The following is a 14,856-nucleotide window of genomic DNA, read 5'->3' on the forward strand; positions in this document are numbered from 1 at the left end:
GACCGCTTGCAGGCGCCTGGCGTTGCTTCGCCCGGTGCCGGGTTACTGCGGCCGTGCTGCAATCAAGCGATTACTGCTGCATTTGACCGGCGGGAGCGCCATATCCGGCGCGCGCCGCACGCCGCTGCGCGACGATCGCGCCCGCGCGTTGCGCGTTTTCCGGGTAGTCGATCCAGTCGAGCGGGTCGTAGCCCGCCTGCCGCCATTCGATCAGATCCGCACGGACCTGCGCTCGAGTCAGCGGTTGTGAGGGATCGTACGGTTGGGCCACCGCCGCAGCCGACGCGAAGCAGCACGCTGCGGCGAGGACGCCGAGCGCTACACGCGGAAGGGAGTTCATGGCAGGGCCTTTCATATTAGGGATATCCCTAAAAGTATAGGCGCTATCTCATTAAGTCAAAGGGGGATCGGGGGCTTCCTGGGTTACCCGCGACGCTTCGAAAAGTCGTTGCGAGCGTTTGCCGTGCGGTAGTCGGTCGGGCGTTGGCCGGTCCATTTGCGGAACGCGCGATGAAACGCGCTCGGCTCCGCGAACCCGACAGCGGCGGCGACATCGGCGACTGAGCGGCCCGGTTCCTGCAGCGCCGCGATCGCCAGGTCGCGGCGCAATTCGTCCTTGATCGACTGGCAGCTGTGGCCTTCCTGGTTCAGCCGCCGGCGCAGCGTGGCGGGCGCCACGTTCAGGCGTTGCGCGATGGCGTCGGCATCGGGCCACGCGGCGACGGGCAGTGCGCGCAGCGCGCGTCGCACGCGCGCGGCGAACGAGCCTGGATTGCGGTACTTCACGACGAAGTTGCCGGGCGCGTTGCGCAGGAACGCCCGCGCCGAGCTGGCGGTCTGGATCACGGGCAGTTCGAGAAAGCCGGGCGCGAATTCGAACCATGTGGCCGGCTGATCGAACGTCATGTCGTCGCAGAGCATGAGCTGGTATTCGTGCGCGGCGCCCGGCTGCGGGCAGCGAAAGCGCGCCGCGAGAAGCGGAATGCGCCGCCGCACGAGCCAGCACACGAGCCCGTAGACGAGGATGAACCAGGTGGCGTACGCGAACAGGGTGGGCGTGGGTTTGCCTGCGCGATGCGAGAGCGTGACGCGCACGCGCGTGGCGTCGATGTCGATCTCGCCCGACAGATCGTCGAGCACGAGCCGCATGAAGTGCACGGCGCGCTGCAGCGCATGGCGGCCCGTGCTGGCGCCGAGCGCCGAGTGCGTCATGGCGATGAAGCTGCCGCTTTTCATCGCGTGCGAATCCTGGCCGAAGAATTCGTCGTCGAGCGCGCGCGCGATGCCCGACCACAACTGGCCGTATTGCGCCGCGCTCACGCGCGCCTCGGGCGCGAGTAGCACGGCCGGCGCGATGCCGGCGGCATCGGTGAGCGCCGCGGTTTCGAGGCCGCCGGCGCGCGCCAGCGCGAGCGTCTCGTTCACGAGGCTCATCGAGATCGTGCCTTTTTCGCTCAGTGTATGGATTCTTGCTGGTTGCACAGATCCGCCTACCAAGGGGTTATCACAGCTTATATGGTAAATCCGATCAGCGAATTTGAGCGTGGCGGGCATCGAATACAGTCGCTCGCGTGCCTACACTTTTCGCAAGCCTTGCAGCCGGGGCCGCATCGCGCCACAGTGGAAGGCAAGCGCAAGAGACACAGGAAGGGGACACACATGGACGAGTTCTACACCGACGACCAGCGCATGATTCGCGACGCGGCGCGCGACTTCGCAAGCGAGCAGCTGGCGCCGAATGCGGCGCAATGGGACCGCGACGGCAGGCTGCCCGACGAGGTCGTCAAGCAACTGGGCGAACTGGGCTTTCTCGGCATGATCGTGCCGCAGGAGCAGGGCGGCTCGTACACCGATTACGTGGCCTATGCGCTCGCCATGGAGGAGATCGCGGCCGGCTGCGCCTCGTGCGCGACGCTCGTGAGCGTGCACAACTCGGTGGGCTGCGGGCCGATCCTGCAGTTCGGCACCGCCGCGCAAAAGGACCGTTGGCTCGGCAAGCTCGCGAGCGGCGAGCTGATCGGCGCGTTTTGCCTGACCGAGCCGCACGCGGGCTCCGAGGCGAACAACCTGCGCACGCGCGCCGAGCTGCGCGACGGCAAGTGGGTGCTCAACGGCAACAAGCAATTCGTGACCAACGGCTCGCGCGCGAACATTGCCATCGTGTTCGCCGTGACCGATCCCGACGCCGGCAAGCGCGGCATTTCGGCCTTTATCGTGCCGACCGAGACGCCGGGCTTCACCGTCGGGCCGCACGAGAAGAAGATGGGCATTCGCGCTTCGGACACCTGCCCGATCTCGTTGGTGGACTGCGCGATTCCCGAAGCGAATCTGCTCGGCCAGCGCGGCGAAGGGTTGAAGATCGCGCTCGCGAATCTCGAAGGCGGACGCATTGGCATTGCCGCGCAGGCGCTCGGCATCGCGCGCGCGGCCTTCGACGCGGCGCGTGCGTATGCGCACGAACGCGTGCAGTTCGGCGAGCCCATCATCAAGCATCAGAGCGTGGCTAACATGCTCGCGGACATGCACACGCGCATCAACGCCGCGCGGCTTCTCGTACACCACGCGGCGCGGCTGCGCACGCTTGGCAAGCCGTGTCTTTCCGAGGCTTCGCAGGCCAAGCTCTATGCTTCCGAAATGGCCGAGGAAGTGTGCTCCCACGCTATTCAGATTCATGGCGGCTACGGCTTTCTGAATGACTATTCGGTGGAGCGCCACTATCGCGATGCACGCATCACGCAGATTTATGAAGGCACGAGCGAAGTGCAGCGGATGGTGATTGCACGGCAGCTTTGAAAAGAAATGAGGAAGACGAAGCAATAATAAGCGAGCGCGTATGCGCCAAAGCTATGCATGGGACCGGAGTAAGTGCTTTGCATGGGCCCGGAGTAAGTGCTAAAGCACTAACTCCGGGCGACAGCTAAAGCACTAACTCCGGCTCGACAGGAGACGACGATGACCGGGTTCACCCCTTCCGCGCAGGCCTTCATCGACGCACGCGAACTGCTGCTGCGTCACCGTACCGACTACGCACGCGCGTACGAAGAATTCGCGTGGCCGAAGCTCGACACGTTCAACTGGGCGCTCGACTACTTCGACGTGATGGCGCGCGGCAACGACAACCCGGCGCTCTGGATCGTCGACGACCTCGCGAACGGCGGCACGCGCTATTCGTTCGCGCAGATGTCCGGCCGCTCGTCGCGCATGGCGAATTTTCTGCGCGAGCAGGGGGTTGCACGTGGCGACCGCTTGCTGTTGATGCTGCCCAATCGCGTCGAACTCTGGGACGTGATGCTGGCGGCGATGAAGCTGGGCGCCATCGTGCTGCCCGCCACGACGCAGCTCTCGCCCGACGACGTGCGCGAACGCGTGGAAACGGGCGGTGCGCGCTACGTCGTCGTGGATGCCGCCGAACTCGGCAAATTCGATGCGCTCGACCCGGGCGTGAAGCGCATAGCGGTAGGCGCGGCGCCCAATGCGTGCGAAGGCTGGATCGACCTGTCGCGTGCGTACGAAGCGAGCCCCGCGTTCGAACCCGACGGCCCGACGCGCGCCAGCGACCCGCTGCTGCTTTATTTCACCTCGGGCACGACCTCGAAGCCCAAGCTCGTCGAACACACGCACGAGAGCTACCCCGTAGGCCACCTCTCGACGATGTACTGGATCGGCCTCATGCCCGGCGACGTCCACTGGAACATCAGTTCGCCGGGCTGGGCCAAACACGCGTGGAGCTGCTTCTTCGCACCGTGGAACGCGCAGGCCTGCGTGTTCGTCTACAACTACGCGCGCTTCGTGCCCAAAGACACGCTCGCCGCACTCGTGCAGTGCGGTGTGACCACGCTGTGCGCGCCGCCCACGGTGTGGCGCATGCTCGTGCAAGAGCCGCTCGCAACGTATGCAGTGAAGCTGCGCGAGATCGTCGGCGCGGGCGAGCCGCTCAATCCCGAGATCATCGAGCGCGTGCGTCACGCGTGGGGCATTACGATCCGCGACGGTTACGGCCAGACCGAAACCACCTGCCAGATCGGCAACTCGCCGGGCCAGCCCGTGGTGGCGGGTTCGATGGGACGGCCGTTGCCGGGCTATCGCGTGGAACTCGTCGATGCCGACGATCATCCCGCGAGCGAGGGCGAAATCGCGCTACCGGTTGGGCGAGATTCGGCACACCGTCCGCTCGGCCTGATGACGGGCTACGCGAACAATGCGAAGGCGAGCGAATACGCCACGCGCAACGGCTACTACCACACGTCCGATGTCGCCTTGCGTCGCGACGACGGCTCTTACGTCTACGTGGGCCGCGCCGACGACGTGTTCAAGTCGTCCGACTACCGTCTGAGCCCGTTCGAGCTGGAAAGCGTGCTGATCGAGCACGAGGCGATCGCCGAGGCGGCGGTCGTGCCGAGCCCGGACGAGCTGCGCCTCTCGGTGCCGAAGGCCTTCGTCATCGTGCGTCAGGGCTTTGAGGCGGGCCCCGAACTCGCACGCGAGGTGTTCCGCTTCTCGCGCGAAAAGCTCGCGCCGTACAAGCGCATTCGCCGCCTGCAGTTCAGCGACTTGCCCAAGACCATCTCGGGCAAGATCCGCCGCGTAGAGCTGCGCCGACGCGAAATGGAGCGCAGCGCCGAACCCGCGCGCCAGCCCGACGAGTATTGGGAAGAGGATTTCCCCGAGTTGCGCTGATATCCACACGGAGTCCGAAATGATCGAATTCGAGTACGCGCATGAAGGCGCGGTGGCCCTGCTCACGCTGTCGCGGCCGCCGGCGAACGCCTTTACGACCGATGGTTTGCGTCAGCTCCAGCAGGTCGTCGAAGCGTTCGACCGCGAGCCGCAGGTGCGCGCGGTCGTCATCACCGGCAGCGGGCCGAAATTTTTCAGCGCGGGCGCCGACCTCAATGCCTTCGCCAGTGGCGATCGCGAGGTCGCGCGCACGGCGGCGAGCGCGTTCGGCGCGGCATTCGAGGCGCTGCAGAAGGCGCGGCCCGTGGTCATCGCGGCGATCAACGGCTATGCGATGGGCGGCGGCCTGGAGTGTGCGCTCGCGTGCGATATCCGCATTGCCGAAGCGCATGCGCAACTCGCGCTGCCCGAGCCTGCCGTGGGGCTGCTGCCCTCCGGCTGCGGCACGCAGACCTTGCCATGGCTCGTGGGCGAAGGCTGGGCTAAGCGCATCATCCTCACGGGCGAACGCGTGGACGCGCAAACGGCGCTGCGCATCGGTCTGGTGGAGGAAGTCGTCGCAACCGGAGGCGCGCGAGAGGCCGCGCTCGCCATGGCAGCGCGTGTTGCGAGCTTGAGCCCGCAAGCGGTCACCTTCAGCAAGTCGTTGATCCATCAGGCGCGCAATGGCGTGCCGCGCGGCGCCGCGCTCGCCGTCGAGCGCGAGCGCTTCGTCGATCTGTTCGATTCGCCCAACCAGCGCGAAGGCGTCAACGCGTTTCTGGAAAAACGCAAACCGCGCTGGCATATTGAAACGGAGAACTAGGCAATGAATGCATCACCCGCTTCCACCCAGGCCGTAACGGAAGCCGAACAGGACGTGCTGTTTCGCGTGGTCAATCGCGTGGCGATCGTCACGCTCAACCGGCCGGGTGCGCTCAACGCGCTTTCGCACGCCATGGTGCGCGAGCTGGCCGTGCTGCTGGAACGCGTGCGCACGGACGACGACATCGTCGCACTCGTGCTGGAAGGTGCGGGCCCGAAAGGCTTTTGCGCGGGCGGCGACGTGCGCGCGATTTATCGGCTCGCACGCGAGAAAGCGCGCGAAGGCGCGAACGGCTGGCAGCAATTCTTCGTCGACGAATATCGTCTCGACTACGCGCTGCACACGTTTTCCAAGCCGCTCGTCGCGCTGCTCGACGGCGTGACGATGGGGGGCGGCATGGGTCTCGGCCAGGCGGCGGCGCTGCGCGTGGCGACTTCGCGCACGAAGATCGCGATGCCGGAAACGCGCATCGGGCTCTTGCCCGATGTGGGCGCGACGCACTTCCTCGCGAAGATGCCGGTGGAAATGGCGCTTTACGCGGGACTGACCGGCGCAATGCTCAGCGGCGCGGACGCGCTGCATTGCGGCCTTGCGGATGCCTGCGTGCCGGATGAATGGCTCGACGGCTACGAGGCGCGTCTGCTGGCCGCGCAGTGGTCAGGCGATCTGCATGCTTCGTTGCGCGAAGTATTCGTCGCGCCGTGTCACGAGGCTGACGATGGCGCGCTCGCTGCGTTCACGCCGCTCATCGTTCGGCACTTCGAGCGCCGCCTGCGTGTCGAGCAGATCGTCGCATCGCTGCGCGGCGACCTCGAACGCGAACCCTCGCAAGCGGAACAAGCGTGGCTCGAAGCCACACTCGAAGCGCTCACGCACTATTCGCCCACGATGCTCGAAGTCACGCGCGAAGCGCTGTTGCGAGGCCGCCAGATGACGCTCGCCGAGTGTTTTCGCATGGAGCTTGGCATCGTTGGCCGTGCGATCGAGGAAGGCGACTTCTGCGAAGGCGTGCGCGCGCATCTCGTCGACAAGGATCGCAAGCCGCGCTGGGCGCCCGCCACGCTCGTCGAAGTGCGGACCGAACGCGTGCAGCATTTTCTTGCGTCGCCGTGGCGCGGCGAGGCACATCCACTGGCGGACCTGGGCGTTTAGCGGTTCAGTCGGAGGATTCGCGCGCCGACGGCTCGCGCAGTGCGGCGGTGAGGCCCGTGCGTTTCGCGAGCCAGCTCGCGAACGCGGCGCCGATCTCGCGCGGCGCGACTTCGCGCCCGAGCGGCGAACCCATCGCGACGGTCACGATCTGCAGCAGCGCGTGCACGGTCGGCGCGAAAATGGGCGTGCGCTTGCCGCCCGGCTTAATCGCCGCGCTGATGCTCACGAGCGGGCGCGCGTAACGATAGAGCGCCCACCATCCGCCTCCGCCGATCAGCCCGCACGCCACGAGCACCGCCACGCGCCGCCCGGGCGCGGTATCCGTCACGCCCTGCAAAAAGCTCTCACTACCGATGATGTGCCCCGCGCCGTAGCCGTAGGCGACGGGCTGGCGCCCATTCTAGCGAAGGCATGAGGGCGGCGCGTCCAGCACGTTCAGCGCGCCCGGCAAAAGCAAAAACGCCCGCCGCGCATCAAGCGGCGGGCGTTCGAATCGATGCCGCGCTTACAGGTAGCTGCAAACGTAGTCGAGCGTCTCGATCACGTCGATGTCGAAACGGCTCTTGCCCGGCACCGAGAACGACTCGCCGGCGCTGTAGGTCTTCCACTCGTCGGTGCCTTCGAGGCGGATGCGGCACTGGCCGGCCTGCACTTCCATCAGCTCGGCGGCGTCGGTGCCGAAGTTCAGCGTGCCCGGCAGGATCACGCCGAGCGTCTTGCGCGAGCCGTCGGCGAACAGCACGGTGTGCGACACGCACTTGCCGTCGAAGTAGACGTTGGCGCGTTTGATTACGGAAACCTGGTCGAATTGTGCTGCTGCCGTCATGGCGGTCTTCCTCTGTCTTCGTGAATGGAACCGGGCGCGCGGACGACACATCGTCCTGGGCGAGGCCGCCATGATACCGGCAGTCGGGCGCGGCGGCCCATGGCATCGCCAAACGAATTGCGAATTGAACGTTTACAAAAAAATGACGAGTTATTACAATTGCTATCACAAATGCGAATCATACGCATTTGCAACTACGACAATTCGCCGACCAACACGCTTACTCATGTCCGTCCATTTCCCGACGCGGATGCGCGCCATCGCCTCCGTCGCTGCGCTCTATTGCTCCGGTTTCTTCGCAGCGCCTCTCGCACACGCGCAGACCGCGCCCGCCGCCGATAGCCCCGCCGCCGCGAGTGCAGCGGCGGCAACGCCTGCCTCGTCCACCGCGGCCGCGGAAAGCACGCTGCCCGCCGTAAAGGTCGTTTCCGCGCCTTCCGACATGCAGACCAAAACGCTCGACTCGTACAAGTTCACCGCGCCGCTTATCGACACGCCGCGCTCCATCACGGTGATTCCGGAGCAAGTGCTCAAGGAGAAGAACGTCACGACGTTCCAGGACGCGCTGCGCACGGTGCCCGGCATCACGTTCCTGGGCGGCGACGCGGCGGCGAATCCGTCTGCGGACCGGCCCGTGATCCGCGGCTTCGAGTCGCGCAATTCGATCTTCGTGGACGGCATGCGCGACTCGGGCGTGCAGAACCGCGAAACCTTCGACGTGCAGAACATCAGCGTCATCAAGGGTCCGGACTCGGTGTATGCCGGGCGCGGGTCGGTCGGCGGCAGCATCGACATCACGACGAAAACGCCGCAGGCCGACAACTTCATCAACGGCAGCGTGGGCCTTGGTACCGATAGCTACAGGCGCGCCACCATCGACTGGAACCAGACGCTCAACGACACCACCGCGTTCCGCCTGAACGCCATGGGCCACGATGCCGACCAGGCGGGTCGCACCGACGTGTACAGCAAACGCTGGGGCGTGGCGCCCTCGATCGCGTTCGGCCTGAACACGCCGACCACGGTCACGGTGAGCTACTACCACCTGAACACCTACGACATGCCCGACTTCAGCGTGCCGTTCCGCTCGACGGGCGGCACACCGGTGTCGTCCAACCGCGGCCAGTTCTACGGCCTGAACACGCGCGACTACCGCTACGGCCAGACCGATACGGGCGAAGTGAAGGTGGAGCACCGCATCAACGATGCGTGGAAGATCAAGAACACGACGATGTTCGGCCGCTCGACACTCGACTACGTGGCGACCAATCCGCAGCTGACGAGCGCGGCCTCGAACATCCTCAGCCTGCAGGCCAAGAGCGGCAAGTACGCGACCAACAGCGTCGCGAACCAGACCGAGGCGAACGGCAAGTTCGACCTGTACGGCATGCGCCATACGTTCACGGCAGGCGTGGAATTCAGCCACGAGCAGGACCTGTACGAGGGCTATCTCGTGAGCGATTCGGCGGGCAACAACATCCGCTCGGGCGGCCCGTGCCCGGTTGCGTACAACTGCGCGTCGATCAACAACTGGAACCCGAACAATCCGTGGACGGGCAGCATCGTCCTCAATGGCGACAAGGGCTTCCCGGGGCCTGCCACGCATACGCAGACGAATATCGCGTCGGCGTACCTGTTCGACAGCGTGCAGCTTTCCGAGCGCTGGATCTTCAACGCGGGCTTGCGCTTCGACCGCTATGACGTGAGCGCGCAGCAGGCGGGCGTGGCCGATCTGTCGAACACGTCGAATCTCTTCAGCTACCAGTTCGGCCTCGTGTTCAAGCCCGTGCCGACCTTGAGCCTCTATGCGTCGTACGGCACTTCGGCGAATCCGCCAGGCTCGAATTCGGGTCTTGGCGGCGGCACGGACCAGATCACGGCCACGAACAAGGACCTCGCGCCCGAGCGCTCGCGCAATATCGAAGTGGGCGCGAAGTGGGACGTGCTCGATCAGCGCCTCTCGCTCACCACGGCGTTGTTCCAGACCGACAAGACCAACGCGCGCGTGAGCGACGGCCTGGGCGGCACGATCAATGCGGGCTCGCAGCGCGTGCGCGGCTTCGAATTTGGTTTCGCGGGCAACGTGACGAACAAGTGGTCGGTGTTCGGCGGCTATTCGTACCTCGATGCGATCACGACCGATGCGGGCCCTGCCAGCCCCGCGCTCTCCGGCTTGCCGATGGTGATGGTGCCCAAGCACAACTTCACGCTGTGGACGAGCTACGACGTGCTTCCGAAGCTCACGGTGGGTGCGGGCGCAACGGTTTCGAGCCTGACGTATGCATCGGTTTCGGCGACGTCGCGCAAGTGGACGCCGGGCTATGCGCGCTTCGACGCTGCGGCGACGTGGCGTGTGTCGAAGAAGATCGATCTGCAGCTCAACGTGAACAACATCTTCGACAAGGAGTACTACCAGAGCGCGTACCCGATCTACGCAACCTGGGCGCCGGGCCGCTCGGCGGTCGTGACGGTGAACTTCTATCAGTGATCGCGAACGCCGCTCGCGGCGAGGCATGAAAAAAGGGGCGCTCGCCAGGAAGCGCCCCTTTTTCGTGGCCTGCAAGAATCAGCGCAGGCTCACTCCGGTTTCACTGCCACCGACGCCTCGGAAGTCAGCATCATGAACGTGAAGCTCTCCTGGAGATACAGCTTCACGCTCTTGTCGTCATGCGACGAATACCCGATCGACAAATCCTGCCCGAGGTGGAATGCGAAATCGCCGCCACGCGTGCTCAGGATCGCGCCGCCCTCGATGGCCGGCGCCCAGATGATCTCGCCGTTCACGAGGCGGCGAATGTGCTCGAGAATCGGATAGCCCATGTCGCTCGCTTCGCTCACCGCCGTGTACGCATCGGAGCCGAGCAGCACCGCATACGGGCCGTCCACGCCCTGCAGGCGCAGTTGTTCAAGCGCCTTGGCGATGATCGTCGGATAGTCGGCGATATCGGCCGGCATCGGCAGGATCGGGTTCGACGAGCCTTCGCGAATGCCCGTGATCTGCGCGGCCGTGTAGCCGTCAAAAATCGCGCGGTCTTCCGCGAACGCGAGGTGCGTGGCCGCGTCCTTGGCCGGCTGCCAGTCGGAGTCTTCGGCGCCGCGCTCCACGTCGTCGATGGCGTCGCGCGAGAGTTCGAACGGCACGCGCAATTCCACGATCGCCTTCACTTCGCGCTGGCGCGCACGGATGCCTTCGAGCGGCGCTTCGATGCCGTTCTGGTGCCCGGTGCCGACTGCCGCGAGCGCCGGGCCGCCGGGGCCCTCGACGTCCACGACGCGGCGCCCCGCCAGCGAGCGCTTGAAGGTGCGCGCAACTTCTTCTTCGATTTGCGACCACGCGGCCGTGGAAATGGGCGCCAGCTCGCGATGGAGGTTATTCATACCGGGGTGCTCCTTTGAGGGATCCGATGGCGAGCGAGCCGTCCGCGCTGGGCGCGGCGGCAGGCTCGGTTTCTGTTTCCGATGCATGGTCGGCGCTCATCTCGATGGTGGGCGCGGCGCCCGGGTCGACTTCGGCGAGCGCTTCGAGCAGCGTCTGCGACGGCACGAAGAAGAGGCCCCCCGTGACGGCGCGGCTGAAGTCGAGCAGCCGGTCGTAGTTGCCGGGCGGCAGGCCGACGAACATGTTTTCGAGCATCTGTTCGATCGGCTCGGGCGAGCGCGCGTAGCCGATGAAGTAGGTGCCGAATTCGGCCGAGCCGGGCCGGCCGAACGGCATGTTGTCGCGCAGGATCTTGATCTCGTTGCCCGCGTCGTCTTCGAGCGTGGTGAGCGAGCTGTGCGACCAGCTCGGCTTCACGGCTTCGTCCAGTTCGATGTCCTGGAGCTTGGTGCGGCCGATGATGTGCTCCTGGGCCTCCACGGCAAGCGCGTTCCAGCCTTTCATGTCGTGCATGTACTTCTGCACGAGCACGTAGCTGCCGCCGCAGAATTCGGGATCTTCGCTTTCGCCGATCACCGTGAAATGGACGGCTTCGTTGCCCGTCGGATTCTCGGTGCCATCGACGAAGCCGATCATCGCGCGCATGTCGAAGTTGCGAAAGCCGTGCACTTCGTCCACGGTCGTGACCGCGCCTTCCAGGCGCGTCATGAGCTGGGTGGCCAGCTCGAAACACAGGTCGGTTTCGTCGGCGCGAATGTGCAGCAGGATGTCGCCGGGCGTTGCGATGGCCTTGCGCTCGCCCGTGCCGAATTCGCGGAACGGGTGCAGGCCGGCTGGGCGCGGTTCGCCGAACAGCTTGTCCCATGCGTCGGACGAAAAGCCGACCACGCACGACAGATTGCCGGCGGGCACGCGCTTGCCGACCGCGCGCACGAGGTTGGCGACGTCGGCGCACCAGCCGCGCACGGTGGCGCGGCTCGCGGCGTCGTCGTTGACGGTCGCGACGATGAAGAAGGCGTTGCGCGTGACGGCGCTGGAGACGGACTGCGGTTCCTGCGTGAGAGAGGCCGGCGTCATGATGTGGGGTATCGCTCGTGAGTCCTGAGTCGGGTTTGGGTTCTGCTGTGCCCGCATAGTTTAGCCAAACTCGGGGAAAACGGCCGTTTGCAGGCGAGAGGGGTGCCGTGCGAGGATACTCACCATGATATCGACGTGCCCTGACGGGCAGGCCGGAGTAAGCGCTGAAGCGCTAACTCCGGATCGACAGCTTTGCATGGGACCGGAGTAAGCGCTGAAGCGCTAACTCCGGATCGACAGGAGACACACCATGTGGGACCACACCGAGCATGAAGGCTTCGAGATCTGGGTGCTACCGATTCCGGCGTTCGGGCCGCGCGCGCCCGAGCCGCTGTTCCACTACAGCGGCTACATCTGCCGCCACGGCGCGGACGCCCATGTCGAAGGGCGCAGCGTGCGCTTTCACGACATGATGCGCAACTACACGGGCCCCGACGCCGCGCTCGACGCCGCCTACGCGGACGCGCGCAAGCGCATCGACCGCTTCCATACCACGGGAAGCTGGGGCGAGAGCACGGCCTGAGCCTTCAATTACCCTTTCAGCGGCCGCCCTGCACGATCAGCTTCACGGGCCGCCCTTCGCAGCCCACGTCGCCCGGCAGCGCGAGCGTGCGCCAGCCCGCCGGCTGGCCGGGGGCGCTGAGGTCGGAAGCGTCGTCGGGATAGGTCGTGACCACGTTGAACGGCCATGACCCGCGCCGCAGCCGCTCGTGGACGAGCGAGCCGACCCAGATCGGCGTGGGCTCGCCGTCGCCCGCGTGGCCATCGCCATTGCCGTTTCCATTGCGCCGCGGCGCGAGCGCGTAGCCCGAAGGCCAGAAGCGCAGCACGTCGCGGCGGCTGCCCGGCTCGCCCGCGTCGCCCGGCTTCCCGGCGAGGCGCGCGCGGGCGAACACGAGCGGCGAGGGCAGGCCGTTATTCAGCTTCGGCAACAGCGGCAGCGACATCACGTCCACGTTCGGTGCGACAAGCGATAGCACGCTCCTCACCGAAATCTGCGGACCTTCGGCCCAGCCCGCGTCGCGCAGCGCCGCGCGCAGGTCGTCGGCGCTCGCGGCCCACTGGATCGTCATCGGCTCGCGGCGCGCGCCTTTCATGTCGAAGCGATAGCAGGCAAACGTCCTCCACAGCGAATCGCTCCACTGCATTTGCGAGAGGACGACAGGCGCCGTCGCGGCGGTCGTGGGCGGCGCGGGCATGCGCCCGGCCGGCACCGTCTGCAGCAGAACGGCGCCGACCAGCACGATCAGCACGATGGGCGGCACGTATGCGCGTTGCGGCGGCCGCTTGGGGTAGCGCCAGAGCGAGGTGAGCACCACGATCGCCACCCAGATCGCGGCGAAGGCCACGCCGCCGATGGCGTCCGAGAACAGGAAGCGGTCGAAGTAGAGCCCCGCGAACGCCACGGCGACGATGATCCCGTTGCCGAGCGCGGCGACGAGCGCGGCCTCCAGCATGCTCGCGCGCCGCACGAGCAGGAACATCACGAAGCCGTAGACGATCACCATCGACGATACGCGGTCGCTCGGGAACACATAGGCCTCGACGGCCTGGCCGCCGCCCGGCGTCGTATGGTGGATCGCGAAGCGCAGGATGAGGATGAGCAACTGCGAAACGGCCGCCGCGATCATCCAGTAAGCGATTGTGCGCCAACGCCGCTCCAGCACCATCCATATGCCAACCGTCGCGACGAGCGCCGCGAGCGTCCAGGTGCTGCCGAGCGTTTCGACGCGCGCGAGGGCCGCGTCGGCCCAGGTGGTGCGGATCGATTGCAGGAACTGGCGCACGGACTGGTCGATCTGCACGAGCGGCGCGCCGCGCAGCACGTTGCCGAGCACATAGGAAAATACGGCCGCGCAGACCGGCACGAGGCCCGTGATCACGATGACGGGGCCAAGCGCGGGCTGCGCCGGGTCGAGCAGACGGGCGATGCGCTTCGAGGCGAGCCCGGGATGCTGCGCCGCCCACTGTGCCGCGCTGCGCCGCGACGCACCCGCCCAGTTGTCGATGTGCAGCAGCAGCATGCGTACGAAGCGCCAGATGAGCCAGACCGCGAGCGCGACGATGCCGATGACGACCACCAGCCGGAACGACACCGCGCCCGCGAGCTGGAGCGAGGCGCCGAACACGACGCCCGGCACGATATGCGCGGGCGCCCAGACGAGCGCGGAAATCACGTTCATCATGAAGAAGCGCATGGGCTTCATGCCGGCCATGCCCGCGACGATCGGCACGACGGCGCGCAGCGGCGCGATGAAGCGCGCGAGGATCACGCTGCGCGTGCCGTGGCTCACGAAGTAGGCATGCGCGCGCTCGAGAATGGCGGGGTGGCGGCTGAACGGCCACATCTGGGCCAGCGAGCCGCGGTAGCGATGGCCGATCCAGAAACTCACGCCGTCGCCGGCCACGGCGCCCGCAATGGCGCAGACGAAGAGCCAGCCGAGGTTGATCGTGCCGGTGGCGGCGAACGCGCCGGCAATGAACATCGCTGTGCTGCCGGGAATGAACGTGCCGATGAACGCAAGCGATTCGAGGAAAGCGGCGACCACCACAAAGGCGAGCGTCCACGTCGCGTGCGCGGCGAGCAGGTGCAGCAGATGATCGTAGGCGTGCTCCATGAGCGGGGCGGGTTCGTTTGCTGGGGCTCGCGGGACGGGCGCGAGATTGGGCGGGTGGCCGTCCGCACCGGCCGTCCGCACCGGCCGTCCGCACCGGCCGTCCGCGACTAGCCGCAAGCGGCGTGCGGGACCATCAGGCGCAATATAACCGGGCGCGCGCAACTACGTGCGACGCGAGGCCGGGCGGGGCGCAGAGAGAAGGCGAAGGCGGGGCCCGCGTCGCGCGGCGGCGACGCGGCGGGGTGGCGGGGTGGCGGGGGATTGGCGGCGTCTTGGCCGGTCGCGCCAGCGCGTCCGGGTACGACCTGGCCCAGATTCAGAT

The 14,856-nt window shown here is 66.4% G+C and carries 12 protein-coding genes and 1 pseudogene; 6 read left to right on the forward strand and 7 right to left on the reverse strand.

The features are described from left to right. Positions 1-70 precede the first annotated feature (70 nt). Together M3I56_RS32515 and M3I56_RS32520 are read right to left on the reverse strand one after the other, a co-directional pair. Positions 71-340 (reverse strand): DUF4148 domain-containing protein, encoded by a 270-nt coding sequence (locus M3I56_RS32515; protein ID WP_254357496.1) that lies wholly within the window; start codon positions 338-340, stop codon positions 71-73. Positions 341-423: 83 nt separating this feature from the next. Further along, a complete protein-coding gene (locus tag M3I56_RS32520; RefSeq protein WP_254357497.1) occupies positions 424-1,434 on the reverse strand; it encodes an AraC family transcriptional regulator in 1,011 nt (336 codons plus the stop codon). Positions 1,435-1,659: 225 nt separating this feature from the next. On the opposite strand from M3I56_RS32520, the gene M3I56_RS32525 reads away from it, so the two are divergent. From M3I56_RS32525 to M3I56_RS32540, 4 genes are all read left to right on the forward strand, one after another. Then, positions 1,660-2,793, forward strand: coding sequence for an acyl-CoA dehydrogenase family protein (locus tag M3I56_RS32525; protein ID WP_254357498.1), 1,134 nt, complete (start codon positions 1,660-1,662; stop codon positions 2,791-2,793). A gap of 159 nt (positions 2,794-2,952) precedes the next feature. Next, the gene (locus tag M3I56_RS32530; RefSeq protein WP_254357499.1) at positions 2,953-4,677 is read left to right on the forward strand and encodes an AMP-binding protein; all 1,725 of its coding nucleotides are present in this window, start codon (positions 2,953-2,955) and stop codon (positions 4,675-4,677) included. Positions 4,678-4,696: 19 nt separating this feature from the next. Next, a complete protein-coding gene (locus M3I56_RS32535) occupies positions 4,697-5,482 on the forward strand; it encodes an enoyl-CoA hydratase (RefSeq protein WP_254357500.1) in 786 nt (261 codons plus the stop codon). Positions 5,483-5,485: 3 nt separating this feature from the next. Continuing rightward, positions 5,486-6,634, forward strand: a complete 1,149-nt coding sequence (locus M3I56_RS32540; protein WP_254357501.1) for an enoyl-CoA hydratase/isomerase family protein — start codon at positions 5,486-5,488, stop codon at positions 6,632-6,634. A gap of 40 nt (positions 6,635-6,674) precedes the next feature. Here the strand turns inward: M3I56_RS32540 and M3I56_RS32545 are convergent. Further along, positions 6,675-7,025 (reverse strand): annotated as a pseudogene (locus M3I56_RS32545) (chloride channel protein); the annotation flags it as partial. Positions 7,026-7,139: 114 nt separating this feature from the next. Next, positions 7,140-7,460, reverse strand: a complete 321-nt coding sequence (locus tag M3I56_RS32550; RefSeq protein ID WP_254337311.1) for a pyrimidine/purine nucleoside phosphorylase — start codon at positions 7,458-7,460, stop codon at positions 7,140-7,142. A gap of 226 nt (positions 7,461-7,686) precedes the next feature. Between M3I56_RS32550 and M3I56_RS32555 the strand changes: the two genes are divergently transcribed. After that, the gene (locus tag M3I56_RS32555; RefSeq protein ID WP_254357502.1) at positions 7,687-9,948 is read left to right on the forward strand and encodes a TonB-dependent siderophore receptor; all 2,262 of its coding nucleotides are present in this window, start codon (positions 7,687-7,689) and stop codon (positions 9,946-9,948) included. Positions 9,949-10,037: 89 nt separating this feature from the next. On the opposite strand, the gene M3I56_RS32560 is transcribed toward M3I56_RS32555, so the two are convergent. Beyond that, positions 10,038-10,838, reverse strand: a complete 801-nt coding sequence (locus tag M3I56_RS32560) for a family 1 encapsulin nanocompartment shell protein (RefSeq protein ID WP_254357503.1) — start codon at positions 10,836-10,838, stop codon at positions 10,038-10,040. Further along, positions 10,831-11,916, reverse strand: a complete 1,086-nt coding sequence (locus M3I56_RS32565) for a Dyp-type peroxidase (protein ID WP_254357504.1) — start codon at positions 11,914-11,916, stop codon at positions 10,831-10,833. Before M3I56_RS32565 ends, M3I56_RS32560 begins: the two co-directional genes overlap by 8 nt. Positions 11,917-12,166: 250 nt before the next feature. On the opposite strand from M3I56_RS32565, the gene M3I56_RS32570 reads away from it, so the two are divergent. Beyond that, positions 12,167-12,439, forward strand: a complete 273-nt coding sequence (locus tag M3I56_RS32570; protein ID WP_051481238.1) for a hypothetical protein — start codon at positions 12,167-12,169, stop codon at positions 12,437-12,439. Between the two features lie 16 nt (positions 12,440-12,455). Here M3I56_RS32570 and M3I56_RS32575 read toward each other — a convergent pair whose 3' ends face one another. Then, positions 12,456-14,534, reverse strand: coding sequence for a VTT domain-containing protein (locus M3I56_RS32575; RefSeq protein WP_254357505.1), 2,079 nt, complete (start codon positions 14,532-14,534; stop codon positions 12,456-12,458). Positions 14,535-14,856: the final 322 nt, after the last annotated feature.

Origin of the sequence: Paraburkholderia sp. CNPSo 3281, from assembly GCF_024206515.1 — a bacterium.
Lineage (GTDB): Bacteria > Pseudomonadota > Gammaproteobacteria > Burkholderiales > Burkholderiaceae > Paraburkholderia > Paraburkholderia nodosa.

What these genes read in the sequence shown, in the direction of transcription:
- M3I56_RS32515 (WP_254357496.1), bottom strand. Translation starts at nt 340, where the DNA reads ATGAACTCCCTTCCGCGTGTAGCGCTCGGCGTCCTCGCCGCAGCGTGC.
- M3I56_RS32565 (WP_254357504.1), bottom strand. Translation starts at nt 11,916, where the DNA reads ATGACGCCGGCCTCTCTCACGCAGGAACCGCAGTCCGTCTCCAGCGCC.
- M3I56_RS32530 (WP_254357499.1), top strand. Translation starts at nt 2,953, where the DNA reads ATGACCGGGTTCACCCCTTCCGCGCAGGCCTTCATCGACGCACGCGAA.
- M3I56_RS32575 (WP_254357505.1), bottom strand. Translation starts at nt 14,534, where the DNA reads ATGGAGCACGCCTACGATCATCTGCTGCACCTGCTCGCCGCGCACGCG.
- M3I56_RS32550 (WP_254337311.1), bottom strand. Translation starts at nt 7,460, where the DNA reads ATGACGGCAGCAGCACAATTCGACCAGGTTTCCGTAATCAAACGCGCC.
- M3I56_RS32555 (WP_254357502.1), top strand. Translation starts at nt 7,687, where the DNA reads ATGTCCGTCCATTTCCCGACGCGGATGCGCGCCATCGCCTCCGTCGCT.
- M3I56_RS32520 (WP_254357497.1), bottom strand. Translation starts at nt 1,434, where the DNA reads ATGAGCCTCGTGAACGAGACGCTCGCGCTGGCGCGCGCCGGCGGCCTC.
- M3I56_RS32570 (WP_051481238.1), top strand. Translation starts at nt 12,167, where the DNA reads ATGTGGGACCACACCGAGCATGAAGGCTTCGAGATCTGGGTGCTACCG.
- M3I56_RS32525 (WP_254357498.1), top strand. Translation starts at nt 1,660, where the DNA reads ATGGACGAGTTCTACACCGACGACCAGCGCATGATTCGCGACGCGGCG.
- M3I56_RS32540 (WP_254357501.1), top strand. Translation starts at nt 5,486, where the DNA reads ATGAATGCATCACCCGCTTCCACCCAGGCCGTAACGGAAGCCGAACAG.
- M3I56_RS32535 (WP_254357500.1), top strand. Translation starts at nt 4,697, where the DNA reads ATGATCGAATTCGAGTACGCGCATGAAGGCGCGGTGGCCCTGCTCACG.
- M3I56_RS32560 (WP_254357503.1), bottom strand. Translation starts at nt 10,838, where the DNA reads ATGAATAACCTCCATCGCGAGCTGGCGCCCATTTCCACGGCCGCGTGG.